The 25,684-nt window shown below is 71.9% G+C and carries 24 protein-coding genes; 9 read left to right on the top strand and 15 right to left on the bottom strand.

The window, feature by feature from the left end:
• Nucleotide 1: 1 nt before the first annotated feature.
• From Adu01nite_RS21885 to Adu01nite_RS48530, 5 genes are all read right to left on the bottom strand, one after another.
• On the bottom strand, nucleotides 2-514 hold the full coding sequence (locus tag Adu01nite_RS21885; protein ID WP_203728783.1) for an MSMEG_0572/Sll0783 family nitrogen starvation response protein: 513 nt from the start codon (nucleotides 512-514) through the stop codon (nucleotides 2-4).
• Nucleotides 511-1,326, bottom strand: coding sequence for an amidohydrolase family protein (locus Adu01nite_RS21890; protein ID WP_239132608.1), 816 nt, complete (start codon nucleotides 1,324-1,326; stop codon nucleotides 511-513). Before Adu01nite_RS21890 ends, Adu01nite_RS21885 begins: the two co-directional genes overlap by 4 nt.
• Nucleotides 1,323-2,633 (bottom strand): MSMEG_0569 family flavin-dependent oxidoreductase, encoded by a 1,311-nt coding sequence (locus Adu01nite_RS21895; RefSeq protein WP_203728784.1) that lies wholly within the window; start codon nucleotides 2,631-2,633, stop codon nucleotides 1,323-1,325. Before Adu01nite_RS21895 ends, Adu01nite_RS21890 begins: the two co-directional genes overlap by 4 nt.
• A complete protein-coding gene (locus tag Adu01nite_RS21900) occupies nucleotides 2,630-2,908 on the bottom strand; it encodes an MSMEG_0570 family nitrogen starvation response protein (protein ID WP_203728785.1) in 279 nt (92 codons plus the stop codon). Before Adu01nite_RS21900 ends, Adu01nite_RS21895 begins: the two co-directional genes overlap by 4 nt.
• A 125-nt stretch (nucleotides 2,909-3,033) precedes the next feature.
• The gene (locus tag Adu01nite_RS48530; protein ID WP_275414685.1) at nucleotides 3,034-5,577 is read right to left on the bottom strand and encodes a tetratricopeptide repeat protein; all 2,544 of its coding nucleotides are present in this window, start codon (nucleotides 5,575-5,577) and stop codon (nucleotides 3,034-3,036) included.
• 182 nt (nucleotides 5,578-5,759) lie between these two features.
• Between Adu01nite_RS48530 and Adu01nite_RS21910 the strand changes: the two genes are divergently transcribed.
• Nucleotides 5,760-6,890, top strand: a complete 1,131-nt coding sequence (locus Adu01nite_RS21910) for a sulfatase family protein (protein ID WP_203728787.1) — start codon at nucleotides 5,760-5,762, stop codon at nucleotides 6,888-6,890.
• Here the strand turns inward: Adu01nite_RS21910 and Adu01nite_RS21915 are convergent.
• Nucleotides 6,887-7,705 (bottom strand): hypothetical protein, encoded by an 819-nt coding sequence (locus tag Adu01nite_RS21915; RefSeq protein ID WP_203728788.1) that lies wholly within the window; start codon nucleotides 7,703-7,705, stop codon nucleotides 6,887-6,889. The two genes, Adu01nite_RS21910 and Adu01nite_RS21915, sit on opposite strands and share 4 nt — an antisense overlap.
• 194 nt (nucleotides 7,706-7,899) lie before the next feature.
• A complete protein-coding gene (locus Adu01nite_RS21920; RefSeq protein WP_239132609.1) occupies nucleotides 7,900-8,841 on the bottom strand; it encodes an EamA family transporter in 942 nt (313 codons plus the stop codon).
• 69 nt (nucleotides 8,842-8,910) lie between these two features.
• Between Adu01nite_RS21920 and Adu01nite_RS21925 the strand changes: the two genes are divergently transcribed.
• Together Adu01nite_RS21925 and Adu01nite_RS21930 are read left to right on the top strand one after the other, a co-directional pair.
• Nucleotides 8,911-9,768 (top strand): LysR family transcriptional regulator, encoded by an 858-nt coding sequence (locus Adu01nite_RS21925; RefSeq protein ID WP_203728790.1) that lies wholly within the window; start codon nucleotides 8,911-8,913, stop codon nucleotides 9,766-9,768.
• 47 nt (nucleotides 9,769-9,815) lie between these two features.
• Nucleotides 9,816-11,213, top strand: coding sequence for an FAD-dependent oxidoreductase (locus tag Adu01nite_RS21930; protein ID WP_203728791.1), 1,398 nt, complete (start codon nucleotides 9,816-9,818; stop codon nucleotides 11,211-11,213).
• Here the strand turns inward: Adu01nite_RS21930 and Adu01nite_RS21935 are convergent.
• Nucleotides 11,196-11,786, bottom strand: coding sequence for a TetR/AcrR family transcriptional regulator C-terminal domain-containing protein (locus Adu01nite_RS21935; RefSeq protein WP_203728792.1), 591 nt, complete (start codon nucleotides 11,784-11,786; stop codon nucleotides 11,196-11,198). The two genes, Adu01nite_RS21930 and Adu01nite_RS21935, sit on opposite strands and share 18 nt — an antisense overlap.
• A gap of 99 nt (nucleotides 11,787-11,885) precedes the next feature.
• Here Adu01nite_RS21935 and Adu01nite_RS21940 point away from each other — a divergent pair, with 99 nt between their 5' ends.
• The gene (locus Adu01nite_RS21940; protein ID WP_203728793.1) at nucleotides 11,886-13,454 is read left to right on the top strand and encodes an amidohydrolase; all 1,569 of its coding nucleotides are present in this window, start codon (nucleotides 11,886-11,888) and stop codon (nucleotides 13,452-13,454) included.
• A gap of 6 nt (nucleotides 13,455-13,460) precedes the next feature.
• On the opposite strand, the gene Adu01nite_RS21945 is transcribed toward Adu01nite_RS21940, so the two are convergent.
• Complete coding sequence (locus Adu01nite_RS21945; protein ID WP_203728794.1) at nucleotides 13,461-14,108, bottom strand: DUF4386 domain-containing protein; 648 nt, start codon at nucleotides 14,106-14,108, stop codon at nucleotides 13,461-13,463.
• Between the two features lie 20 nt (nucleotides 14,109-14,128).
• Here Adu01nite_RS21945 and Adu01nite_RS21950 point away from each other — a divergent pair, with 20 nt between their 5' ends.
• Nucleotides 14,129-14,788 carry a TetR/AcrR family transcriptional regulator gene (locus tag Adu01nite_RS21950; protein WP_239132610.1) on the top strand — a complete coding sequence of 220 codons (660 nt, stop codon included), beginning with the start codon at nucleotides 14,129-14,131 and terminating at the stop codon, nucleotides 14,786-14,788.
• Here Adu01nite_RS21950 and Adu01nite_RS21955 read toward each other — a convergent pair.
• Entirely contained in the window at nucleotides 14,779-16,407 is a 1,629-nt protein-coding gene (locus Adu01nite_RS21955) for an alpha-keto acid decarboxylase family protein (protein ID WP_203728795.1), read from the bottom strand. The two genes, Adu01nite_RS21950 and Adu01nite_RS21955, sit on opposite strands and share 10 nt — an antisense overlap.
• Nucleotides 16,408-16,509: 102 nt before the next feature.
• Here Adu01nite_RS21955 and Adu01nite_RS21960 point away from each other — a divergent pair, with 102 nt between their 5' ends.
• Genes Adu01nite_RS21960 through Adu01nite_RS21970 form a run of 3 tightly spaced genes read left to right on the top strand, consistent with a single transcriptional unit; the run spans nucleotide 16,510 to nucleotide 18,178 of the window.
• Nucleotides 16,510-16,971, top strand: a complete 462-nt coding sequence (locus Adu01nite_RS21960; protein ID WP_203728796.1) for an Lrp/AsnC family transcriptional regulator — start codon at nucleotides 16,510-16,512, stop codon at nucleotides 16,969-16,971.
• Nucleotides 16,972-17,012: 41 nt separating this feature from the next.
• Entirely contained in the window at nucleotides 17,013-17,546 is a 534-nt protein-coding gene (locus Adu01nite_RS21965; RefSeq protein ID WP_203728797.1) for an RNA polymerase sigma factor, read from the top strand.
• A complete protein-coding gene (locus Adu01nite_RS21970) occupies nucleotides 17,543-18,178 on the top strand; it encodes a hypothetical protein (RefSeq protein WP_203728798.1) in 636 nt (211 codons plus the stop codon). The genes Adu01nite_RS21965 and Adu01nite_RS21970 overlap by 4 nt, the downstream gene beginning before the upstream one ends.
• On the opposite strand, the gene Adu01nite_RS21975 is transcribed toward Adu01nite_RS21970, so the two are convergent.
• Nucleotides 18,175-18,771: a helix-turn-helix domain-containing protein gene (locus Adu01nite_RS21975; RefSeq protein ID WP_203728799.1), complete on the bottom strand. Its 597-nt coding sequence runs from the start codon at nucleotides 18,769-18,771 to the stop codon at nucleotides 18,175-18,177. The genes Adu01nite_RS21970 and Adu01nite_RS21975 overlap by 4 nt on opposite strands.
• 361 nt (nucleotides 18,772-19,132) lie before the next feature.
• On the opposite strand from Adu01nite_RS21975, the gene Adu01nite_RS21980 reads away from it, so the two are divergent.
• A complete protein-coding gene (locus Adu01nite_RS21980) occupies nucleotides 19,133-19,390 on the top strand; it encodes a hypothetical protein (protein ID WP_203728800.1) in 258 nt (85 codons plus the stop codon).
• Here Adu01nite_RS21980 and Adu01nite_RS21985 read toward each other — a convergent pair.
• The 4 genes from Adu01nite_RS21985 to Adu01nite_RS22000 form a co-directional block, all read right to left on the bottom strand.
• Nucleotides 19,380-22,460, bottom strand: coding sequence for a TIR domain-containing protein (locus Adu01nite_RS21985; protein WP_203728801.1), 3,081 nt, complete (start codon nucleotides 22,458-22,460; stop codon nucleotides 19,380-19,382). The genes Adu01nite_RS21980 and Adu01nite_RS21985 overlap by 11 nt on opposite strands.
• A gap of 136 nt (nucleotides 22,461-22,596) precedes the next feature.
• Entirely contained in the window at nucleotides 22,597-23,253 is a 657-nt protein-coding gene (locus tag Adu01nite_RS21990) for a response regulator (protein ID WP_203728802.1), read from the bottom strand.
• Nucleotides 23,250-24,632: a sensor histidine kinase gene (locus Adu01nite_RS21995; RefSeq protein ID WP_203728803.1), complete on the bottom strand. Its 1,383-nt coding sequence runs from the start codon at nucleotides 24,630-24,632 to the stop codon at nucleotides 23,250-23,252. The genes Adu01nite_RS21990 and Adu01nite_RS21995 overlap by 4 nt, the downstream gene beginning before the upstream one ends.
• Nucleotides 24,629-25,660, bottom strand: coding sequence for a DUF418 domain-containing protein (locus tag Adu01nite_RS22000; RefSeq protein WP_203728804.1), 1,032 nt, complete (start codon nucleotides 25,658-25,660; stop codon nucleotides 24,629-24,631). The genes Adu01nite_RS21995 and Adu01nite_RS22000 overlap by 4 nt, the downstream gene beginning before the upstream one ends.
• Nucleotides 25,661-25,684: the final 24 nt, after the last annotated feature.

The raw sequence follows: 25,684 nt of genomic DNA on the forward strand, positions 1-25,684 counted from the left end.
GTCAGAACATGTAGGTCGAGTTGATGATCGCGCCCTTGCGCGCGTAGTGGATCAGCGCGTCCTGCACGTCGAGCGGGTGCGTCGGGATGACCCCCTCGATCAGGTCCTCCTCGCGGGCTCCGTGCAGCGACAGGCCGAAGCGGCAGCAGTAGACCTTGCCGCCCTCGGCGATGAACGTCTTCAGCGAGTTGTTGATGTTGTGCTCGCCGGGGAACGCGGACGCGCCGGTGGTCGGGAAGCCGCGGGTGGCGAGGGCGTTCAGCGAGCCCGGCCCGTAGAAGTAGATCGCCGACTCGAACCCTTTCCGCAGCGCCCGGGTGGCCTGCAGGATCGCGACGAAACTGACCGACGACTCGTGCGCGATGCCGTGCACGAGGGTGAAGTAGCTCTGCCCCTCCTCGGCCTTGTAGTCGGGGAAGACCTTGGTGCCGCCGTAGATGGACGAGCCGTCCGGCAGCGCCGGGTGCGGGATCTCGTTGAGGCTCTGCTGCTCGAGTTCGTTCAGGTCGGTCATCGGGTTCCTCCGTAGAGCGTCTCGAAATTGGTCTGGAACACGGCCGTGGACAGTTCTCCCCCGTCGGCCGCCGCGCGCAGCCGGGCCAGCTCGCCGGCGTGGTCACCCCACGGCTCGTCGCTGGCGAACAGCACCCGGTCGTGGCCGAGGCCACGCCGGTCGATCTCGGTGACGAGCCAGCGGGGTGCGAACCCGATGGCCCAGGACAGGTCGGTGTAGACCCGTTTGCCGGCCGCGATCCAGTCGAAGAACCGCGAGCCGATCAGCTTGATGTGACCGCTCATCCCGCCGCCGAAGTGCACGAGATGGATCCGGACGTCGTCGCCGAACCGATCGACGAGCTTGCCGACCTGGTCGATGTCGCTGCCGGCGCCGGGCGAGGTGTGCACGTGGACCGTCAGGTCGTGCTCCTGGGCGGCCGCGAAGATGGTGGAAAGGCCGGGATCCTCGACGCCGCCGCCGAGCAGGAAGCTCAGCTTGAGCGCCCGCACTCCGGGCTCCCCGGCCAGCTTCAGCGCCTTAGCTGTGCGGGAAATGTCGCTTTCGCGAGCGGAGACCCACAGCCCGGCCCGGATCCGATCGTCCTTTTGCGCGGCCTCGACGACGAGCTCGTTGAAGCCGAACGCGACGTCCGGGTCGGGCACGCCGTAGTTCGGGATGACAAGGGCCCGGTCAGTGCCCTCACGATCAAGATCTTTTCGCAGCCCAGCGATGGTCCCGCGGGCGGTCACGTCCGGGTTGACCGCCGGTCCCCCATAGAACGGATAGGCCGGAAGTACGCCGAGATGGCGATGCGCGTCATACAAAGTCATGCCGCGGCCCACCACTCCACCTGCGGATACGTCTCGGTCGGCGTGCCCGCGAGCCAGCTGACCTCGTCGGTGAAGCGCTGCCGCCGCGCATCGAGAATGCGGGAACTGAGGTACGCGGCGTCCTGCGCCACCCCCGCGAACCGGCCCGACCCCCACGTCCACTGCCAGGGCAGTCCGAGGAAGTACAGGCCGGGGCAGCCGGTGACGCCCCGCTCGTGGGTCGGGTAGCCGCGCCCGTCGAAGATCGGCACCTCGATCCACCGGTGGTCCCGGTGGAATCCGGTCGCCCACACGACCGCGGAGATCCCGGAAGCGGCCAGGTCGAGCACGCTCGGGGACGAATCCGGTCGCCAGACGGGGACGTAGCGGGCCTCTGCCGGCGCCACGATCCCCGCACTGTCGATGTACCGATCGATCGCGTCCTTGATGCCCTCGGCGACGGCGTCCGCGTTGTCGAGGCTCTGCGCCAGGTCGCCGGCGAAGTCGAGCCGCGTCGCGGAGATCGCGCGCAGGTGCCCGTACAGCCGCATGCCGTCCCGGGCGAATGCCCGCAGGTCGATGTCGCGGCCGCCGTCCCGCCCGGTCATGTAGTGGTTGGCCCGCAGCCGCACCTCGTCGGCGTCGCCGAACTCGTCGATCCCGCGGGCGTAGTGCCCCATCTCGTCGAGCCAGGCGAGCGTGTCCCGCCCCCGGTAGCGACGGGCCGCGCGCGGGGCGCTGCCGACCGCGAGATGCACCTGCCGCCCGTCGAGGTGCAGGTCCTCGGCGATCTGACAGCCGGACTGCCCGGTGCCGACCACCAGCACCGCACCCGGCGGAAGCTGCCCGGAGTTCCGGTACTGCGACGAATGCACCTGCACCAGCTCGGCCGGCAGCCGTTCGGCGATCCGCGGCACGGCCGGCGCGTGATAGGGCCCGGTGGCGATGACGACCTGGTCGGCGGTGGTCCGGCCGGCCGACGTGTCCAATGCGAAAACCCCTGCTCGGGTACGCCGTAGCCGGGTCACCTCCACCCCTTCGAGGAGCGGCGGATCGAAACTGGCGGCGTACTTCTCCAGGAAGTCGACGACGTCCGCGCCGACCATGAAGCCGTCCGGGTCGTCGCCCTGGTAGGCGTACCCCGGAAGGTTGCATTGCCAGTTCGGGGTGACCAGGCAGAACGAATCCCAGCGGCGGGTGCGCCACTCGTGCCCGACGCGGTCCCGCTCGAACACCACGTGATCGACCCCGCGCTGCCGCAGAAGCCGGCTCATCGACAGCCCCGCTTGCCCGCCACCGATGACGGCGACGCTGTAATGGCTGTTCACGCCGTGATCCTCTCGACGGTGACGTCACCCTGGCCGTGTTCCGCCGCCCCGGCGGCAATCGCCGCGATCGAGGCCGCGGCCCGGCTGCACGGAAACCCGTAGGCCGCTTGCACCCGATCGCCGGCGATGGTGAGGGCGGCCCGGCTGCGGGCCACGAATTCGGCCACCGGAAGCGTCTGTCCGGCGTGGAAATAGTCCTCGACAACGGTCGAGGGCGAATAGATCTCTTGCGACTGGCCATCCGGCCACCGCACCGACACGTACCGTTCCGGCATGGCTCTCACCTGGCCGTTCTCGTCGCTGGTGAGCCCAAGTCAAGGCAGCGCGGATTTCCCCGTTGTTTCATCCGGAACAACCGGGCGTTAGATGGTCCTCACTGGGGCCGTCCGTTTCGGACGGGTTACCGGCGTGCGAAGCCCCTGACCCGGTCGGCCTCCGGGCTGTGCAGGGCGGTGTAGATCTCGATCGCCGTGCCGAAGTGGCGGTCGGCCTCGCCGGGCCGGCCGAGGGCCGCGCACGCCCGGCCGAGACCGGTGTGCGCCCGCGCCTCCTCGTAGCGATCGCCGATCTCGACGGCGGTGCCGAGGGCCATCCCGTACGCGCTGATCGCCTCCGCCGGCCGGCCGTCGGCGTTGGCGGCGTCGCCGAGTCCGTTGTAGGCGGAGGCGTCGCCCTCGCGGTCGCCGGTCTCGCGGAAGATGACCAGGGCCTGCTCGTGCAGCTCGACCGCGGCGGCGGTGTTGCCCCGGTCGGTCTCCAGGATGCCGATGCAGTCGAGGGTGAAGCCCTCGGTGGTGCGGTTGCCGAGCTGCCGCCCGATCGCCAGGGATTCGCGCAGGTGCAACCCGGCCGGTTCGAAGTCGCCGACCCGCCGTTCGGCGTCGCCGAGGCTGCTGAGCAGTTCGCATTCCAGCATCCGGCTGCCGGCCTTGCGGGCCAGCGCGAGCCCCTCGGTGTGGTGTTCGACCGCGCGGTCCGGCCGGCCGAGCATCACCTGGACCAGGCCGAGGCCGGCCAGCCCGCGCACCTCGCCGACCACATCACCGGCCTCCCGGTGCCGGTCCCGGGCCTCGGCGAAGTAGCCGGCCGCGGCCTCGTAGTGGCCGAGGCGTACCTCCAGCTGCCCGAGGTTGGTGAGGGTGGGCGCCTCGGCGGACCGGTTGTCGCCGCGCCGGAAGAGTTCCAGGGCCTGACGCAGGTGGTCGGCGCTCTCGTCGTAGCGGCCGAGCCGGGTGTACGCGGTGCCGAGCTGGGTGAGCACCTGCGCCTCGGCGGTGAGGTCGCCGGTCTGCTGGGCGACCGCGCGGGCGTGCCCGTGCAGGATCAGCGCGTCCGCGTTGTGCCCGCCGTTGAGGTAGCGGAACAGGGTCCGGGAGAGCCGGACGGTGTGCGCCGGGGAACGCTGGGCGGCGACCGCGATCAGGGTGACCCGTTCCCGGTTGAGCCAGGCGACCGCGTCGTCCGGGTCGGTGAGATCGGGTGCCGGGGTGGACACCGGGTCGACGGCCGGGCGGCGGTGCTTCTCGGCCGGGTGCAGCACGTCCATGGCGGCGGCCGCGGTGGCCAGGTAGTGGTCGAACAGCCGGGTCACGGCGGCCTGCCGGGCCCGGGGCGCGTCCTCGTCGCGGGTCCGCTCGGCGGTGAACGCGCGCACCAGGTCGTGGAAGACGTACCGGCCGGTCTCGGTGCGCTGCAGCAGGTGGTCGGTGGCGAGATCGTCCAGGTGCCCGCGTGCGGCGTCGAGGTCCGACCCGGCGAGCGCGGCCGCGGCGTACGCGTCGACGTCGTGCCCCGGATGCAGCGCGAGCAGTCGCAGCAGCCGGCGCCGGTCGGCCGGAAGGTGCTGGTAGGACAGGTCGAGCGCGAGCGAGACGCCGGTGTCGAGCCGCCGGTCGCGGTGGCGTTCGTCGAGCCGGTCGGCGTGGTCGGCGACGGTCCAGCCGGCGGTGGTGCGGATGTGCCCGGCGACCAGGCCGAGCGCGAGCGGCAGCCGCCCGCAGCGGTCGGCGACCCGGCCGAGCGCGCCGGGGTCGGCGCCGACCGGCACGCCCGCGACGGCCTGGCCGAGGAACGCGGCCGCCTCCGCGTGGCTGAACACGTCGAGCGCGATCCGGCGGGCGCCGGGCAGGTCGAGCCGGCGCCGGCTGGTGACGATCGTGCGGGTGCCGGCCAGCAGCGGCCGCACCTGCTGTTCGTCGACGGCGTTGTCCAGCACCACCAGGGTGCGCCGCCCGGCGAGCAGGTCGGCGTAGTGCGCGGCGCGCCCGTCGAGGTCGTGCGGCATCCGCTGGGCGGGCACGCCGAGCAACTCGAGGAAGCTCTCCAGGACGGCGGCCGGGTCGGCCGGCGGCTGGGCCGGGTGGAAGCCGCGCAGGTCGGCGAAGAGCACCTGGTCGAACGGGCCGAGCAGGTGCCCGGCGTGGATGGCGAGGCGGGTCTTGCCGACCCCGGCCATGCCCTCGACCGCGACGACCGGCGGCGCGTCCCGCAGCCGGGCCAGCTGGGCGGCCCGGCCGGTGAACTCGGCCAGGTCGTCGGGCAGCCGGTCCTGCGCGCGGACCTGGGCGGCGGCCCGCGATTCGCCGCTGACCACGCGCAGCGCCTGCCGCCACTGGGCGACGTAACCGGCGTCCGGGTGCAGGGCCTGGGCGACCGCGGCGATCAGGTCGGCGTTGACCCGGCGCCGCCCGGTCTTGAAGCAGTCGACGACGGTGCCGCGCCGGGCGAGCTCGGCGGCCGGGCGGCCGGCCGCGGTCCAGCCGGCGTTGATCCGCTGGGTGATGACGTCGAACGACGGGTTGCCGGCCCAGATCTTCAGGGCTCGCAGCAGCACGACCAGATCGTCGAGGGTCGCGGCCGCGCCCGGGTCGGGCAGCCCGGCGTCCGGATTCGTTTGGATTTCCCCGCCGCCGCTCGGTGACGCTGAAGAATCGTCGTCACGCACGTCGATGGACATTACTCCACGACGGCGGGACGGGGTGCCGACACGGGGGTGGCACCCCAGGGATCCCGCGCCCGGGCGGTCGGGGACGTCCGACCGTCCGGGCCGGCCATCCACTATTGAATCCTATCTATCCGACTGGTTAGGTTCCTCCAAAGAGCATCGGCGATGCGTGGAGGTATTCCGTGGGTGAGAACCTGTCCCGTCGTGGTGTGATCGCCGGCCTGGCCGGGCTGGCGTCCGGTGCCGCGGCCTTCACCGGCGCGCCCGGCGAGCAGCCATTCGCCGCCGACCCGAGCCTGAGGTCGAGGCGCCGCCCCAACATCCTGGTGATCCTCGGCGACGACCTCGGCTGGGCCGACCTGAGCAGTTACGGCTCCACCCACATCAAGACCCCGCACCTGGACGGCCTGGCGGCCGGCGGCATCCGCTTCACCGACGGCTACTCGGCCGCCGCGGTCTGCTCCCCCACCCGCATCGCGCTCTACACCGGCCGCTACCCGGGCCGCCTTCCCGGTGGCCTGCCCGAGCCGATCGGCGCACACACCCCGGACAACGGCATCCCGCCCACGCATCCCACGCTCGCGTCCCTGCTCAAGCGGGTCGGCTACGCCACCGCCATGTTCGGCAAGTGGCATTGCGGGTTCCTGCCCTGGTTCAGCCCACTGCGCTCGGGCTGGGACGAGTTCTTCGGCAACGCCACCGCGCTGTTCCACTTCGACGGCGGTTCCCTCGACATCTACCGCAAGATGGTGGAAAACATGGACCGCAACGTCGGCAAGGTGCTGGCCGCGCTGCGGGAGACCGGCCAGGACCGGGACACGATCGTGCTGTTCTCCAGCGACAACGGCGGCGAGCGCTTTTCTTACTACTGGCCGCTGAGCGGCGGCAAGGGCAACCTGAACGAGGGCGGCATCCGGGTGCCGAACATCCTGCGCTGGCCGGCCCGGCTGCGCTCGCACCAGGTGAGCCACGAGCCGGTGGTCACCCAGGACTGGACGGCCACGCTGCTCGAGCTGGCCGGCGCGCGCCCCGACCCGGCCTATCCGGGCGACGGGGTCAGCCTGGCCGGCTATCTGCTGCGCGGCGACCGGGCGCCGGCCCGCGACCTGTTCTGGCGCACCCACGACGCGGGGGCGCTGCGCCGCGGCAACTGGAAGTTCCTGCGCGACAAGACCACCGCGGAGGACACCCTCTTCGACATCCGGGTCGATCCGCGCGAGCAGGCCGACCGCTCGGCCGCGAACCCGGCCCTGGTCGCCGAGCTGAGCGCCAGGTGGGAGTCGATCGACGCGAACCTCCTCCCCTACACCTAGTTGAAGGGCGGCCGGTTGACCCCGTAGTAGGCGTGGATCTGGGACGCGCGCACCTCGGTGCGCGCCACGATCATCGCGACCGTGCCGACCACCGCGGCGCAGCCGAGCAGGCCCCACAGGGTCTTGTGCCACGGGTCGCCGGCCGCCAGCAGGCCGCAGAGCAGCACGACGAGCCCGCCGACGCCGGTCGTCATCTGCAGCTCGCGCAGGAACGTGTGGAACAGGTCGTGGGTGCGCCGGGCCGACCCGAAATGCGACTGCGGCGACCATTTCGCGGTGATCCAGAGCCCGGCCATGGTCAGGAACCAGAACGCGGCCAGCCAGGTGCACCAGGAGCTGACGTCGCCGAGGAAGAAGGCGGGCGGGATCTCCAGGCCGGCGATGGCGAACGGCAGGAAGCAGTCGAGGAAGCTCGGCGCCCAGCGGATCAGCACGCTCATCGTCAGGTAGTAGTAGAAGACCGTGACGAACACCAGCAGCAGCGCGATGCCCTGCACCGCGACCAGGAAGGTCGGCTTCGGGAAGGTGTTCTGGGCGAGCAGGGCGAGAGCGACGCCCTGGATGATGCTGATGATCGTGATGAAGCCGTTCGGCGAGACCTCGAGCGACCGCCGGATGAGGACGTCACGGTTGAGCGCCTGGATGGCCTCGCCGCGCGCCGGTTGCTCAGCGTGCTCAAAATCGACCGGGTTGAGGTGAGTGTCCGGTGACGTTGCGTATCCACGTCGGCTGGTGACGACATGGTTGAGGTAGCTCCTCGGCTCGGGTGAGCGTCGATGTTTGGCGCGCGCGAAGTCGTGTGATTCAGCTGCCACGCGACCCATCATGGACTATGCGTCAATACCTCTTAAGATCGCTTTCCCGGGCCCGTTCTGAGCTGCCTTTACGCAGTTCAGGCCGCATCTCGGCCGGCGCCCATATGATCACCCGCGAACTGTCAAGTGTGCGCATGCGATGATTTCCGAATAGGGGCCCGGGAAAGCCGGAAAACGGCAGCTCACCGCCACTATTAATGATTACCGTCCGCTACGGCCATTCCCCGCCGATCAGGACGGCGATTACCGAGCGCCACGTGCAGTTGAAGCACAAAGGACCAAAGACCACGGCGCCGGCCGGGTGCGGCGGTGCGGACGGCGGCCACGTTCGCGGACACCACGACCGCCATGCCGAGCCATTCGTGCAGGTCCAGGACCTGGCCCAGGAGAACCAGGCCGGCCAGGGCGGCCAGCACCGGGTGGACGCTCATGAAGACGCCGAAGAAGCGGGACGGGACGCGGCGCAGCACGATCAGGTCGGCCGCGTAGGGGACGACCGAGCTGAGCAGGCCCGCGCCGACCGCGTAGAGGACGCCGGTGGCGTCCATCCGGCCGCGGGCGATCAGCACGGCGGCGACCGGCAGGTAGGCGACCGCCGACACCAGGGTCGCGGCGGCCGGGGCGGCGAGGCCGGGGATGCGGGTGCCGGCCAGGCGATTGAGCAGGATGTACGCCGCCCAGCAGACCGCCGCCAGCACCCCGAGCCCGACGCCGAGGTAGTCACTGGTCGGACCGGGCAGCACCAGCACGTACACCCCGGCGCAGGCGGCGAGCGCGCACAGCAGGTCGATCCGGGTGCGCGACCCGGCCAGCGCCACGGACAGGGGCCCGAGGAATTCGAGGGTGACGGCGAGGCCGAGGCCGACCCGGTCGATGGCGGTGTAGAGGCTGAGGTTCATGGTGGCGAAGACCAGCGCCAGCAGCAGCACCGGCCACCACTGCGGCCAGGTGAAGCGGCGCAGGTCGGGCCGGGCGATGGGGAGAAGCACGGCCGCCGCCACGAACTGCCGGACCGCCACCACCCCGGCCGGTCCGATGGTCGGGAAGGCGTGCGCACCCACCGCCGCGCCGACCTGGTTGCTGGTGGCGCTGGCGAGCATGGTGGCAACGCCGCTGAGAAGTCGCCGCTCGGTCATACGCTCCAGCATCGGCGGCGGCGACTGATACCGGAAATGCATGGGCCGCCGCACTTATACGCTGAGCGTATGGATGTGCAGGTGCGCCGGTTGCGGGTGTTCATCGCGGTGGTGGAGGCGGGGACGTTCACCGACGCGGCCGTGGCGCTCGGCGTCTCCCAGGCGGCGGTGTCGAGGTCGGTGGCCGCGCTGGAGGCGGCCCTCGGCGTACGCCTGCTGCAACGCACCACCCGCCATGTCTCCCTCACCGTGATCGGCACCCAGGTCCACGCGGCGGCCCGCCGCGTGCTGGAGGAGGTCGCCCACCTGGAGCAGATCGTCGCCACCGACGGCGCCGAACTGCGGATCGGCTACGCGTGGGCGGCGCTCGGCAAACACACCCGCCGCCTGCAGAAGACGTGGGCGGCCGCGCACCCGGACGTGCCGCTGGTGTTCGTGCAGTCGTCCACGCTGACCGCGGGCCTGAGCGACGGCACCGCCGACGTCGCGGTGGTCCGCAAGCCGCTGGACGGCGACGCCCGGTTCGCGACGGCACTGGTCGGCACCGAGTCCCGGGTGGCCGCGGTGGCCACCGACAACCCGCTGTCCCGCAAGCGTTCGGTGCGGCTGGCCGACCTGAGCCGCTACACGGTCGCCATCGACGACCGCACCGGCACCACCACCCCGGACCTGTGGGCGCCGGGAGCGGGCCCGGCCCGGATCCGCACCACGCACGGCGTCGACGAGTGGCTGACCCTGATCGCGGCCGGCCAGGCGGTCGGCCTGACCTCGGAGGCCACCGCCAACCAGAACCCACGCCCGGGCGTCGCCTACCGCGCGGTGCGCGACTCGGCCCCGATCCTGGTGTGGCTGGCGTGGTGGCGCGACAACCCGCCACCCCTGCTGCCGGACCTGCTGACCATGACGTGCGAGGCCTACCGACCGTAGGCTTTCCGGGGCACCGTACATAGAGGACTGTCGCCTAGGCTGAGGGCGTGGATCACGAGGTGATCGTCGTCGGGGGCGGGCCGGTCGGACTGTTCCTCGCCTGCGAGTTGCGCCTGGCCGGGGTCTCGGTCGCGGTGCTGGAGCAGCGCGCCGAGCGCGGCCCGCACACCAAGGCGATGGCCGTGCACGCCCGCACCGTCGAGCAGCTGGCCATGCGCGGTCTCGCCGAGCCGCTGCTGACCGCCGGGGTGCGGCTGCCGAGCTGGCATTTCGGCTTCCTGGGCACCAAGGTCGACTTCACCGGTCTCGACTCGCCCTACCCGTTCGTCCTCTCCCACCCGCAGAACCGCACCGAGGCCCTCCTCGAAGAGCACGCCACCGAGCTGGGTGCCACGGTCACCCGAGGCGAGCAGGTCACGGCCGTTTCGCAGGAGAACGATGGCGTACGCGTGGAGAGCGCGACCGGCACCACGAGGGAGGCGAAGTGGGTCGTCGGGGCGGACGGAGCCGGCTCGGCGGTCCGCACCTCGGCCGGCGTCGCGTTCCCGGGCATCGAGCCGAGCTTCTACTCCTACCTGGGCGACGTGCTCGCCGACTCCCCGCCGCCGCCCGGCTTCCACGTGGTCAACGAGCACGGCGCGATGATGGTGGCCCCGATGCCCGGCGGCGTCTACCGGATCGCCGGCTACGACCCCGCCCACCAGGAGCACGACGGCCGCCGCGAGATCACCCTCGACGAGCTGCGCGGCATCTGCGAGCGGATCGCCGGCCGCGACTTCGGCATCCACGACCCGCTCTGGCTGTCCCGCTTCGACAACACCACCCGGGTCGCCGAGTCCTACCGCCAGGGCCGGGTGCTGCTGGCCGGGGACGCCGCGCACATGCACTTCCCGGCCGGCGGCGTCGGCCTCAACCTGGGCCTGCAGGACGCCATCAACCTGGGCTGGAAGCTGGCCGCGGTGATCCAGGGCCGGGCCGGCGAGGAGCTGCTCGACTCCTACGACACCGAGCGCCGCCCGTGGGGTGACGACGTGGCCCGGCACACGATGGCCCAGACCGCGCTGATCACCGCGACCGGCCCCGAGGGCCTGGCCCTGCGCGAGCTGCTCAGCGGCCTGCTCGCCGACTTCCCGGCGGTGTCCGACCGGCTGGCCCGCCGACTGGCCGCGATCGACGTGTCCTACCCGCCGGCCGACCCCGGCGCGCACCCCTTGACCGGCACCCGGGTGGCCGAGGCCGACCTGCCCGACGCGCGGCCGGTGCTGCTGTCCCCGCGCCCGCTGCCGCACGCCTCGATCACCGCCACCCGCCTCGGCATCCGGGTGGCCAGCGGCCCGGCCACGATGATCGTCCGGCCGGACGGCTACGTCTGGTGGGCCACCGATGACGACGACCCGGATGCGGCCGCCGGCGAAGCACTGGAAAACCTAGGGGTCACCTTCTAGGGCGGCGAGCCGCTGCGCGAAGCCGGCCAGCAGGGCGGTCAGGCCGGCCTCGAAGCCGTCGTGCACGCGCACCGCCGGCCCGGTCAGGACCCGGGTGAGCAGCGGATAGTCGCCGTCGGCGGGGACCGCCGGGGCGCCGCTGAGGGCCGCGCCGAGCACGTAGGACTCCACCGCGGTGATCACGTGCATCACCTCGTGGTCCGGCCAGCCGGCCCGCAGCAGGCAGCCGACCGCCGCTTCGTACTGCCGCAGCAGCGCGCCGGTGCGCACCGGCGCGGCGGCCGGCAACCGGATCGCGTGCGGGTGGGCGGCGAACGCGGCCAGGTAGGAGCGTGCCCACGCGGAGAGCGCCTCGGGCCACGGGGTGAGCGCGAACGGGGTGTGGTCGATGCCGGCGACGACCAGGTGCCGGACGCCTTCGACGATTGCCTCTTTGTTCGGTACGTGCGTGTAGAGCGACGGCGCCCGGACCCCCAGATGGCTCGCGAGCTGGGCGAGGCTGAAGGTGCCTTCCCGGTCGATCAGCTCGAGGGCGGCCGCATAGATCGTCTGCTGGTCGAGGGTCTTTGCCATCCTCGCGTTTCCTGATCTTGACGAAGGGCGTCCTCTGCGCGAACCTAACGTCGTTAGGAATTTCCCTAACGGCATTAATAACGGCAGCTAGGAGACTTGGTGACAACGCGGCGAGTGTACGTCAACGGCCTGGCCTGGAATGGTCAACGAGCCCGGCCGGCCGACGTGCATGTCGCGGGTGGAGTCATCGAGGCGGTCACCACCCCGGGCGCACTGCCGGCCGCGAAGGGCTCGGAGATCCACGACCTGGACGGCGGCGCGCTGCTGCCCGGTTTCGGCGACGCGCACGCCCATCCGCTGATCGGCGGCCTGGAGGACCGGTACGCCCCGATCCGCGGATCGCGCACCGTCGCCGAGGTCCGCGACCGGGTCCGCGCCTACGCCCGGGCCCACCCCGACCAGCGGCTGATCTACGGCGAGGGCTTCGAGCTGACCCTGGCCCCCGGCGGCGTGTTCCGGGCCGCATGGCTCGACGAGGTGGTCGCCGACCGGCCGGTCGTGCTGCGCTCCAGCGACATCCACACGGTCTGGTGCAACACCGCGGCGCTGCGCCGGGCCGGCCTGCTGCACCTGGCCGACGACCCGGTCGACGGCCGGCTCGACCGCGACCCGGACGGCACCCCCTGCGGCACCCTGCGCGAGTGGGGCGCGTTCCAGCCCGCCCTCGACCTGGTGCCGGCGCCCGGCCCGGCCGACAAGACGCTCGCCCTGCGCCGTGCGTCCCGCCGGCTCGCGGCGGCCGGCGTCACCTGGGTGCAGGACGCCTGGGTGGAGGCCGCCGACGTGCCCGCCTACGTGGACGCGGCCCGCACCGGCGGGCTCTCCACCCGGATGAACCTGGCGCTGCGCGCCGACCCGCACACCTGGCGCGAGCAGCAGGAACACTTCCGTTCGCTGCGGCACGACACCCTTTCCGACGGCGTTTCGGTACGCACCGTGAAGTTCTTCGCCGACGGCATCGTCGAGGGCGGCACGGCAGCCCTGCTCGACCCGTACCTGGACGCCGACTGCTGCGGGCTGCTCAACTGGGAACCGGCCGAGCTGGCGGCGGCGGTCACCGCGTTCGACGCCGACGGCTTCCAGGTGCACATCCACGCGATGGGCGACGCCGGGGTGCGGACCGCCCTGGACGCGGTGGAGGCCGCGACCCGGGCCAACGGCCCGCGCGACCGCCGCCCGGTCCTCACCCACCTGCAACTGGTCGACCCGGCCGACCTGCCGCGCTTCAGTGAGCTGAACGTGATCGCGGTCTTCCAGCCCCACTGGGCCCGCCCCGACGCGGTGATGACCGACCTGACCCTGCCCCGGCTCGGCGACGAGCGCGGCGACCGCCGGTACGCGATCGCCGACATGCTCGCCACCGGCGCGACGGTCGCGTTCGCCAGCGACTGGCCGATCACCCGCCCCGAGCCGCTGCACATCCTGTCCACCGCCGCGACCCGCGGCGGCTGGCTGCCCGACCAGCGGGTCGGCGTGGCCCGCGGCGTCCGCTGCTACACGAGCGGCACCGCCCACCTGGCCTTCGAGGAACGCACCCAGGGCTCGATCCGCCCGGGAATGCGCGCCGATCTGGTCCACCTGGGCGCCGACCCGACCGGCATCGACCCGGCCGCCCTGCCGGCCGTCCCGGTCCGCGGCACGTGGCTGGCCGGCCGGCGCACCGCCTGACCGCCGCTACCGGGGCCGGACCCCGTAGATCAGCAGGTAGCTCACCATCCAGAACTCGCCGATCGAGGCCGGCACCACCAGCACGGCGGCCACCCCGGGCCAGATGCCGGCCACGAAGGTGCTGAGCACGTAGCCGATGCCGCCGGCGATCAGCACCCAGCCCAGCGGCCGCGGCATCCAGCCGGTGGTGAGCACGGCCCAGCCCATCGGGATCAGCCACAGTCCGAAGAAGATGCCGCCGACGCTCCAGAGGTGGCCGCTGACCAGGTAGAGCAGCTGGACCGTGCCGGCCGCGTCGCCGAACGGGTCGTCGGCCACGTCGACGGCGGTCGCGAGCAGGGCCGCGCTCGTCAGGATCGCCAGCGCGTTGGCCAGGCCGAACTCCGCGATGCCGGCCGCCGCGTTCGGCCGTTCCTCCCGGAACAGCACGTAGAAACCGGCCGCGGCCAGCGCCTGGGTGAGCACGACCAGCAGTTCGAGGGCGACGCCGAGCTGGGCCAGGGGCTCGTGCGCGGTGAGGTTGGCGAGAGTGGCCTGCGGGTCACCGGCCACGAACAGCACCGACCGGACGGTGAGGAAGCCGGCCGCGCCGGCCACGGCGAGGCCCAGATAGAAGAGACCGGTGACGCGAGCCTTACGTTGTAAGGTAGCCATACAACGTAAGGTAGGCAGTCGTGTCAAGGGAACCGCTCAGCCGCGAACGCGCCCTCGCCGCGGCGGTCGCGCTCGTCGACGCCGAGGGCCTGAAGGCGCTGACCATGCGCCGCCTGGCCGCGGGCCTGGGCGTGGAGGCGATGTCGCTCTACCACCACGTACCCGGCAAGGAAGGTCTTCTCGACGGCCTGGCCGAGACGGTGATCGCGGAGATCGCGGCGGCGGTGGGCGCGGCCGGCCAGAGCGGCGACTGGCAGGCCCAGCTCCGGCAGCGTTTCCTGCTGGCCCGCGACGTGATGCTGCGCCATCCATGGGCGCCGGCCCTGCTCGGCTCCCGGCCGGCCATCCCGCCCGCGCTGTTCGCCTACTACGACGAGATCGTCGGCACGCTGACCGCCGGCGGCTTCCCGCCGCACCTCGCGCACCGCGCGCTGCACGCCTTCGGCACCATGGCGCTCGGCTTCGTCCAGGAGCTCTTCACCCCCTCCGGCACCGACACCGACGCATCGGAGGCCGACCTCGCCGCGATGGCGGCGGCCATGCCGCACCTGACCGCCATGATGGCCGCCGAGCTGCACGACGCCGCCGATCCGACGCTCGGCTGGTGCGACACCCAGGTCGAGTTCGAGTTCACCCTCGACCTGCTGCTCGACGGCCTGCGCCGGCGGCTCTACGTCTGATCGGCGCCGTTGCGCTCGGCGAGCACCCGCAGCAGCGGCGGGGCGTCGTACCGGTCGAGCACCACCTCGACGAAGCAGAGCGTGTGGGTCGCCTCGGCCGCCGCCTCCAGAGCGTGACGCAACTCGGCTGCGGTGTGTGCCCGCCGGTAGTCGGCCTTCGGCCCGGCGAACCCCTCGACGAGCGTGCCCCACTCCCAGGCCGCGACGTCGTTGTAGCCGGCGTCCGGGCTCTGCAGGGCCCGCTCGATCGTGTACCCCTCGTTGTTCAGCAGCACGATGATCGGGTTGATCCCGGCCGCGGCGATGGTGCTCAGCTCCTGCACGGTCATCTGCGCGGCGCCGTCCCCGATGAACAGCACCGGCCGCCGCTCCGGTTCGGCGAGCCCCTGCCCGAGCACGGCCGGCAGCGCGTAGCCGATCGAGTTCCAGATCGGCTGGGCGACGAAGACGGTGTCGGCCGGGAAGGTCAGCGACACCGCGCCCCAGAACGACGTGCCGGTGTCGGCGAGCACCGCGGTCCCGGCCGGCAGCCACCCCTGCACGGTCTGCCACAACGCCGCCTGGGTGAGCGGCGCGTCCGGCGCGGGCGCCGGAACAGCGAGTTTCGGCGCACGCTGCGGAAGCACGAAACGCTTGGCGGAAAGAAGTTCCACGAGTACGTGTACGGCGTCCGCGAAGTGCACGGGGTACACCTCGTCGACGCCGATCGTGGCCGCCGTCGCACCGACCGTCACCACCTGGTCGTCGACCGGCCGGTGGGTGAAGAAGCCGGAGAGTACGTCGGTGGCGACGGTGCCGAGCTCGATCACGAGGTCGGCCCGGCCGACGAGGTCCGCGGTGTCCTGGTCGACCATGGTGCCGGCGTAGTCGCCGTAACTTAGCGGGTCGTCGGCGTCGATGACGCCCTTGGCGGCGAGGGTGGTGACGATCGGAACGCCGACCGCGGTCAGGTCGGCCGCCCCGAACCGGCTGACCAGGTGGCCGGCCACGATCACCGGGCGCTCGGCCGCGTCGATCAGCGGCTTCAGCGCCGCCGCGAACGCCGCCGGGTCGGAGGCGCCGGTCAGCGGGTTCGCCAGCGGCGCCGGGTCGACCGGGAGGGTGGCCAGGTCCATCGGGATGCTCAGGTAGACCGGCTTGCGGTTGATCATCGCGGCGGCGAGCGCGGCGTCGATCTGCGCGGTGGCGCGGTCCGCGGTCACCGTCTCCTGGTGCACGGTGACCTCGGCGTACGCCCGGGAGAAGCGCCCGAACTCACCGTCGGCGAGGGTGTGATGAACGAGCCGGCGCGCAGCGACGGCGGAGGTCGACGGGCTGCCGGCGATGTGCACCACCGGAACGTCCTCGGCGGCGCTCCCGGCGACCGCGTTGAGCGCGCTCAGCTCCCCCACACCGTAGGTGGTGACCAGCACCGCGAGGCCGCGGCTACGGGCGTACGCGTCAGCGGCGTAGCCGGCCCCCAGCTCGTTGGGTGATCCCACCCAGGCCAGCCCCGGCACCTGGGTGAGGTGGTCGAGGAGGGTGAGGTTGAAATCGCCCGGCACCCCGAAGAGGTGCCCGACTCCGGCTTGCCGGAGGCGGCGCCCGAGGTATTCGGCCAGGGTGATCGTGGATGCCATGCGCCTACCGTGCGTTCCGCAGGTCAGGATGCGCAATAGATCTTGTTTTTGTTGAGCATTCTGCTTCGATGAATCGCCATCGGGTTCGCTATGTTGAGCATCATGACAGCTCTCGACCCGACCGACGCACGGATCCTGCTGGCCCTCGACGACAACCCGCAGGCGACGGTCGTGGCCCTGGCCGAGCAGCTGGGCCTGGCCCGCAACACGGTGCACGCCCGCTTGCGCCGGATGGAGTCACTGGGCCCGCACAGCCGCCGGGTCGAGCCGGAGGCGCTGGGCTACCCGTTGATGGCGTTGATGACGCTGTCGATCAGCCAGCGCGACCGCTCCCACGCCGCCACGTCGCTGGGCGAGATAGCCGAGGTGATCGAGCTGCTGGCCACGACGGGCGACGGCGACCTCCTGGCCAGGGTGGTGGCCCGGGACACCACCGACCTGCACCGGGTGACGGAGTCGATCCTGGCCGTCCCCGGCGTGGTCCGCACCAGCACCGCGATCGTCCTGCGCCAGGTGGTGCCGCTACGCCTGTCCCCCTTGCTGAGGCGACTCGCCGCGAGCTGAAAGACCGGGCCGGGTGCCGGACATACGTGAGGGTGGAGCTTGTGAAGACCGACCAGCGGCGGGCCCGGTTCGAGGCCCTGGCGCCGGCCGTCATCGAGGCGGTACGCCGGTATCTGGCCCGGCGCACCGACCCGGCGACCGCCGACGACGTGCTCTCCGAGACGTTGCTGATCTGCTGGCGGCGCCTTGACGAGATGCCGGCCGAGCACCTGCCGTGGGCGTACGGCGTGGCCCGCAACTGCCTCGCCAACGCCGAGCGGTCCCACCGCCGCCAGGCGCGGCTGTTCGCCCGGATCTCGGTGCTGGACCCACCGCCGGCCACCACCGACGGCCCCGAGCCACCCGACGAGGAGCTGGCCACGGCGATCGGCCGACTGCGCGACGAGGACGCCGAGTTGCTGCGCCTGTGGGCCTGGGAGGAGCTGGCCCCGGCCGAGATCGCGGTGACCCTCGGCATCACCGCGAACGCCGCGTCGATCCGCCTGCACCGCGCCAAACAGCGCCTGCGCGACGAGTTACGAAAGACCGGCGGCACCGCCGGACATGAGGAGTCGACCGAAGGGAGAAGGCCATGACCGACGACGACCTGCGCAGCCGCCTGCGCAACGCCGACCCGGCCCCATCGCCGGCACCACTGCCTCCCGACCGAGTTGCCCGACTCCTGGAGAAAACGATGTCCGCCGACGTAGCCACGCCCACCACCCACACCCCCACCGCACCCCGCCGCCGGCTGCTGCCGGTACTGGCCGCCGCGGCCCTGCTGCTGATCGCCGGAGCCGGCTGGCTGATCTTCCGCCCCGACCAGCCGATCGAGAGCAACCTCCTGACCGCCCCGGCAACGGCCTCCACCCCCGCGGTGGCGCCGGTGCTCCTGGCCGCCCCGGCCGGCGGCAGCGCCAAATGCATGGAACCCCAGGCAGCCCACCTGGCCACGAACGCCGACTTCGCTTTCGCCGGCACCGTGACCACCATCGACAAGAACGACGTGGTCACCCTGTCGGTGTCCAAGGTCTACAAGGGCACGCAGACCACGCTGGTGCAGGTCGACCAGGCCCCGAACACCTCGGAGACGATGCTGGGCAGCGGCACGTTCGAGGTGGGCAAGAGCTACCTGGTAGCCGCAAACGAGGGCACCATCATGATCTGCGGCTACAGCGGCGAGTCCGACATCCCCGGCCTGCTCGACCTGTTCGAGCAGGCCTTCTAGAGCCAGCCTTCGTCCCGGGCCCGCATCAGCGCGCTGGTCCGGTTCGTGGCACCCAGCCTGGTGTACAGGCCGGACAGGAGGCGGAACATCATCCGTTCCGAGTAGCCGGCCTGTTCGGCCAGCCGGGCCACCGTGGTGCCGTCGGCCAGTTCGCGCAGCCAGCGGACCTCCGCCTCGGTGACCGGACGGTCGTCGCCGGCCGAGCCGGACACCAGTGCGCGCAACATGTCCGTCGGAAGGAGGCTCCGGCCACCCAGGGCGGCGCGCAAGGTCTCACCCACCGCGGCGGGGTCGGCATCCAGCGGCATGACGCCCACCGCGCCGGAGGCGACCGCGCGGACCAGATCGCGTACGCCCGGGTCGGCGACCACGCCGACGATCACCGCGTCCGCTCGCGCCTTGGTCAGCGACGCGAGCCGGGCCCAGTCGCTCTCATGCGCGAGCGTGAGGAACACGACCGGGTCGCCGGCCTGCCTGGCCCAGGCGAGGACATCGGCCGGGATGTCCACCGGATGACCGTGATCGGCGAGGGTGGCCGCGAGACCGCGCGCGTACATCGGCAGGTGGCCGACCACGGCGACCCGGACCGTCATGCGGTTCCTCCCGGCCGATGAACTGTTGCACCGCCATGGTCGCCCGCTCGGGGACGCCAGGATCCATCGGCCGGCTGCCATGACGTGGCATGGACCTGACAGGTTGCCGATCGATGTTGCCCGATCATGCCAGCCGGTCGGTCATGGACCGGCGAACGACGCGGAACCTACGGTGCCGGTACTGGAAGCGCATGGCTGATGGCGGAGGCCTGCGATGGTACGGATCCGGGTGACGAAGAAGGAACCGAAGAAGGACGAGGGTGGCTGCCTACGGGCCCTGCTCGTCCTGGCGGCGTTTGTCCTCATCTTCGTCGTGGTCGTGGTCTTGGCATCACATGACCGGTTGAGGGGAGGCGGCTAGATGGTCAACGACAGCTTCGGGCATGGCCGGGTACGGGTCGCCGGTCCGTCCACCCGTGTTCCGCGGATCGTGCCCAACCCGGCCGCGGCGAGTCTCGCCCTGGGCACCGTGGTGGTCCCGCACTACGACGATCCCGCGGCCCGCGCACGGCACTCCCCCGGCGTGATCATCGAACTGGCGAACGGCCAGGCTCGGGTCAGGTGGCAGACCGGCGGGCCGGCGACCTGGTGGCCGTTGTCCAGCCTGGTCAAACAATGAGTCGGCGGGCGCCGACGTCGTCGCCGTCCGCGGCCCGCTGAGCCGCCTCCACCACCGACGGATCGGTCACCGGCTTCAGCAGGGCGAGCTGCGCCTTGGCCCTGCGGCGGGCACCCGGCACCGGAGCGATCCGGCGAGCCTCCTGGTACATGTCCAGGGCTCGCGGCAGGCGGTACGGCTCGTCGGACAACTGCAATCCGGTGAGAGCGAGACCGACGCAGTCGAAGACCTCGAACTCCCCGGGTGCGCGATCGAGCCGCAGCCAGGCTTCGGTGCAGGCGGTGTGGAACGCGGCCCGCGCGGCGGCGAGGTCTCCCTTACGGAACTCGACGACACCCTCAACGGCGCGAGCGGCCAGCGCCTGGTGACCGGGCGGCTGCTGGCATGCCGTGTGCACCGCGGTGGCCGCGTTGTCGGTGCGGTCGTCATGGAACAGGTAGGCGAGCGCCAGGGTCACGTTGGTGAGGCGGGTCAGGCTGGGATTACCCGTACGCATGGCGATCCGCGCCGCCTCGAGCGCCAGCCGGACCGCGTCGTCGATCTGCCGGTTGTCGCAGTGCACGACAGCCAGGCCGTCGAGGAGCTTTGCGATCAGCAGCGCATCCGCACTCTTCCGGGCGATGGCCAGGCCTTCCGTCAACACCTCCTGGGCCCGCGGCTCACCGAGTTGCCCGAGCATCCAACCCTCGTTCAGGCCCAGCAAACTCGCTGCCTCGTCGTGCTGTTCACCGCTCAGCCCGCGTAGTCCCTTGCGGGCCAACTCGAAGTCGTCGCCAGCCTCGCCGAACGCGCCCAGTTTGGCCAGGCAGAGGCCCCGCGACGCCCGCGCCATCACCGCCTCGAAGCGCATCGACTTCCCTCGGCACCGCCGGGCGGCATCGCCGAACAGCTCGACGGCGGCGCCGAGGTCACCGCTGTCCATCCGGACTTCGGCCAGCTGGATACCGAACCGGATTCGGTCCTCCGGGTCCTTCCGCATCCATGGCTCGGTCAGCACCTCGGTGAGGCGGGTCGCCCACTGCCCGGTGTGGTCCTCCTCGCCGGAGTGTGCGGAGATCAGGAACGAAAGGTTGCGACCCCGTTCGCGGGTACCCCGGCCGATCTCGCGATCGACGCGCTCCCGCCACCGAATCAGTACACCGCTCTGCACCCACTTGGTCAGGTACTGCTGGTCGACCTCCTCCATCAGATCCACGGCATGGGCATGGTCTCCAGCCGCGATCCACAGCCCGATCTGCTTGAGCCAGGGCTCCAGGTCGTCCGGGCCGTGTACCGGCTGCCGCCGGCAGATCTCGGCGTAGAACTCGGCCGCACGCCGCTGCAGGAACGGCAGCGTGAACAGCGGCTCGACGCTGCGCCAGTCATCCTCGCCGCCCGGGGGCAGGCCGGCCAGGACACAGTGCACGTCCGGCGCGGGCGGCAGGAAGTAGCGGTCGCCGTCCCGCCGGACCAGCGCCCGGGCGGTCAGCGAGCCGAGGTACGACGCGCTGGCGACGCCCGGAACGTACGGCGAGAGAAGCTCGTCGATCGCCTCCGGCCGGACCGGCCCGCCGTAGACCGCGAGCGCCTGGACCACCCGGCGCTCGGTGCGGTCGAGGCGGTCCAGGACCGCCTGGACCAGCAGCGGGAAGGGATCCCGCTCGACCTCTTCGTGCTGGGCGTCGATCTCCTCGAAGATGTCGGCCAGGGTGAGATCCGGGTCGGAGCGCAGCAGGCAGTAGGTGAGCTCGATGAAGCGGGGATTGCCGTTGCTGACGACGGCCAGGCGATCCAGGTCCGCCGCCGGCATGGTGTCCACGGCCAGCAGGCCCGTCGAGTCCAGCGCTGTCAGGAACGCGGTCGTGTGGTCGGCGGGCAGCCCCCGCTCCAGGTCCAGGACCTGAACCACGCCGGGGAAGGCCTCCCGGATCGGGTGCCGGGCTCTCTCGTTCACCACCATCAGGATCCGGATCCGATGCTCCGAGCGCTTGATCAGCTCGTTCAGAACCAGCCGCAGGTCGCGATCGAAGATCTCCCCGCGCTGGTCGTCGAGCAGTTCCTCGGCGTCGTCGATCGCGACGATCACCGGCGTCCGGCCCAGCGCGCCGAGAACCGTGTTCAGTCGCTCGCGCCAGGACTCCTTCCGGCCGCGGATGGTCCGCTGCAGGTCGCCGGCGTTCGACGCGGCGCGGGCGAGATCGTTCAGCAGCGCCGCCGCCGACACCTGGCGATACCCGCGCACCGCCAGGTAGACGAACGCCTCGGCCGGCGCGGTGAGTTTCCGGTCCGCCAGACGACGGCGTAACTCACGCAGGAACGCGGTCTTGCCGGTGCCGCCGTCGCCGGTGATCAGGACGAGGCGCGTTTCCGGACCGGACAACCAGCCGTCCAGCTCGGTCATCTTCGGCACCCGGTCCTGAAACTCGACCTCCGGCAGTTCGGGCATCTCGTTGATGAAGAGCACCGCGTTGTCGGTACGTACGGCGCCCTCGTCGCGCTGCTCGCGCTGCCATTCGGCGTCGACCCGCTCGCGGAGCCGCCGCTCGGCGCCGGCCGGGTCATCGGCGCGACGCCGTTCTTCCTGCGCACGCTCGGCCGCCTCACGCGCGGCGGCCGCATGGCGCTCGTCGGCCGGGCCGGGCCGGAAGACCTGGGCACCGTTCACCGGCGAGGACTCCTGCTCCAGCTCCGCGTACAGCAGCGCCCAGGCGTCCGGGTCGGTGTGGAAGTTCAGCGGGGGCAGCTCCTGAATCGTCAACGGCACGTCGGGGTCCTCGGTCATCTGGGCGACGATCACCCGAATTCTCGGCTTGTTCCGATTCAGCGCGTCGGCCCGCAGGAGTTCCCGCCGCACCCACTCGCTGCGAGCCGCGGCATCGGTCAGGACGACGATCATGACGTCGGCCGCCTTGATGGTGGCCTCGATCGAGCGGTCGACCCCGACCGAGGGCCGGAAGTGCCGGTCGTACACCACCGAATAGCGAGGTGTCCGAGACAGCTCGTCGAAGAAGCGCCGCACGTGGGCTTTGCCGTCCTCCCGAGCGTACGAAAGGAAGATGTTGATCTGATCGCGCGCGCCGCCCTGTTCCATCGTCGCCTCCCGCGCTCCGCCTCCTGCAGTCTCATGGCCGCCGGTGGCAGGGTCAAGACAGGCGGTGACAGTTTGCAGTCATGCAGACACTCAAGGTGATCACATGCCGCCACTGAGCCGACGCGCTCGACCGGTGTCAGCTCTCCGTCACCAGGCGGTTCTGCCAGGCCCAGGCGGCGATCTCGGTGCGGTTTCGCAGGCGCAGCTTGTCCTGGATGTTGGCGACGTGGGCCTTCACCGTGCTGAGCGAGATGAACAGCTCCTGCGCGATCTCCTGGTTGGTGCGGCCCCAGGCGAGGCACTTGACCAGCTCGACCTCCCGGTCGGTCAGCGGCACCGCCGGGCTCAGGAGCGACCGCGGCTTGGTCGCCCCGAACTGCTTCAGCAGCCGCATCGTGATCGACGGCGAAACCATGGCGTCGCCGCCGTGCGCGGCCCGGACCGCCTCGGCGAGCAACGCCGGCCCGGAGTCCTTGAGGATGAACCCGACTGCGCCGGCCCGCAGCGCGCCGTACACGTACTCGTCCAGGTCGAACGTCGTGATGATCACGACGCGCAGCGGGTCGCGCACAGCGGGGCCGGCAAGCGCGCGGGTCACGTCGAGGCCGTCCAGCCGCGGCATCTGAATGTCCACCAGGCAGACGTCCGGCCGGAGCTCACGGGCGAGGCTGATCGCCTCCAAGCCGTCCGCGGCCTCACCGACCACCGTGATGTCCGCATGACTCTCCAACAGCAGTCGCAGCCCCCGACGAACGATCGCCTCGTCCTCAGCGACCAGCACCCGGATGGTCATGACTCCCCCGTTGTCTCAGCGCCCGCCGCCCCAGCGCCCGCCACCCCAGCGCCCGCCGACCCACCGCCCGCCGACCTGGGGGCGGCCACCCCAACACGCGCCACCCCGGCGTCGGCCGGCGCCGGGATCGTCGCCTCGACCGTCCATCCACCCAGGACGCCCGGACCCGCGCTCAACCGGCCACCGAGTGCGGCCGCCCGCTCCCGCATCCCCACCAGCCCGTGCCCGCCGGGGCCGGCGACGCGGCCCGGTTGCCCGTCGTCGACGACGCGCAGCCGGACACTTCGCGCGTCGTGCGCCAGCGTCACCGTGACGTTGCGGGCATCGCGGGCATGCTGCGCCACGTTGCTCAGCGCCTCCTGCACGATCCGGTAGATGCCGACGGCAACCTCCGGTGGCCAGCCGTCCGGCATCGGCCCGTCCGGCAACTCAAGCCGAGCCCGAACCCCAACACCGCCGCCACCGCCTCGGCCGGCAAGGCCCGCGGCCGGGCCTGGGCCTACATCCGGGTTGGGACCGGCACCCGAGCCGGCGCCGGCGCCCGAGCCGCAGCTGACGTCCGAGCCGGGGCCGGGGCCGGGGCCGGGGCCGGGGCCGGTAAAGCTGGTTACCAGGTCGGCCAGTGAACCCGGGGCTGGTGCGGGTTTCTTGTCGTCGTCTCGTAGTAGGCGGACCACCTGGCGTAGGGACGTCAGGGCCTGGGCGCCTGCTGCCTCGATCTCGGCCAACGCGGCGCTTATCGCGGCGGGGCCGGCCGCGGGGGTCAGCTGGGCCACCTGGACCTGGATGATCAAACCGGTCAGGTGGTGTGCGGCCACGTCGTGCAGGTCTCGGGCCAGGGCCAGCCGTTCATGTCGCCGGACCTCGTCGATCATCGTCTGGCGGCGTGTGTCGCCGAGGCGCCGTCGCAGGCCCACCGCGACCGCCACCAGCCACGCGGTGACCATGACCAGCGTCGCGGTCCGGGCGTTCGGGATGCCGTTGGCCAAGTAGATCGCGTAGCGCTCCACGGTGCCCGCGGCGACCAGGCCGGAGCCGCCGGCCACCGCCACGGCCGCCGGGGCGGGCAGGTAACGCACCGCGGACGCGACCACCACCAGCAGCGCCAGGCAGGCGATCGGGGCCGGCTGGCCGACCTGCCCGGACTGCCAGTCGATCAGCTCGGCGGATGCGCACAGGACGACCGCCGCGGCCGCCGCCCGGACCGGGGCCCGTCGGCGCAGCAGGGCTGCCGCGCACACCGCCGCCGTGATCAGCACCAGCGCCGCCCCGACCGGCCACACCGGATGACGGCTCGCCGTCGCGGCCACCTCGATGACGAGACCGGCGGCGAGCAGCACCCCGAACGCGGGCTCGGTCAGCCGGCCGGCGAAGGTCATGTGGTTTTCCCTGCTCGATCGGGGGCGTGTCGCAGGGGCGGTCGCTGCCACCACGTCACCCAGCGCCACAGCCACTCGGCCGGCCCCTGCCGGAATCGGCGCAGCCAGATTACCGACCAGGTCCATTGCAGCAGCAGGATCGGCGCCGCGACCAGGACCACCCCGCCGGCCGACCAGCGGTCCGAGCCGCCGATCACGCCGGTGATCGCCAGGACCAGCATCGTCGCGGTCAGGTAGTTGGTCAGGGCCATCCGGCCCAACGGCCGGAAGACGGTGGTCAGCGGGCCGGCCAGTCTGGTGCGGAGCAGCAGCACCATCGCGCACACGTACGCCGCGGCGGTCAGCAGCCCGGCCACCGGGTAGGCGATCCGGGCCGCCGGGCCGTCCGCCCGGAACTGGATCACCGTGGCCGGGACGGCGGCCAGGGCGAGGATCGATCCCAGGATCGCGGTGGTGCGCGGCGCCGACTGGATGCGGGCGATCACGCCGTAGCGGGTCAGGGCGGCGCCGAGCAGGAACAGACCGGGAACCAGCGAATACCACCCGCCGAGCAGGGCCACCGAAAGCACCAGGAGCACCCCGGCGGCGACCGCGACCACCCGCCGCGGAAGCCAGGTGGACGGCAGGAGGACCAGCAGGCCGAACGACGCGTAGACGGTGAGAACGTCGCCCTTCCACAGGAACAGGAAGTGGAGCAGGCCGACCGCCAGCAGGGCCAGCAGGCGGCGCAGCAGCACCACCCGCGGCTGCTCGGCCCGGGCCTCCGCCGAGGAGGTCAGCAGTGCGAAGCCGACCCCGAACAGGAACGAGAAGATCGGGAAGAACCGCTGGTCGACCAGCATGTGCAGGACGGTCGAGGCGGCCGTCTCGGGCAGGTGCTCGGCGCTGAGCGCGCCGCCGCGGTGGCCGATCGGCTTCACGTTGGCCAGCAGGATGCCGCACAGGGCGAAGCCGCGGAGCACGTCGAGCGCGACGATGCGCTCCCCCGACAGGCGCACGGCGGGCCGGGCTGGGCGGTGGATTGACATGGGGAGAGCCTGCGCCGGCGGGGA

It is taken from the genome of Paractinoplanes durhamensis, assembly GCF_016862175.1.
GTDB classification, from domain to species: domain Bacteria; phylum Actinomycetota; class Actinomycetes; order Mycobacteriales; family Micromonosporaceae; genus Actinoplanes; species Actinoplanes durhamensis.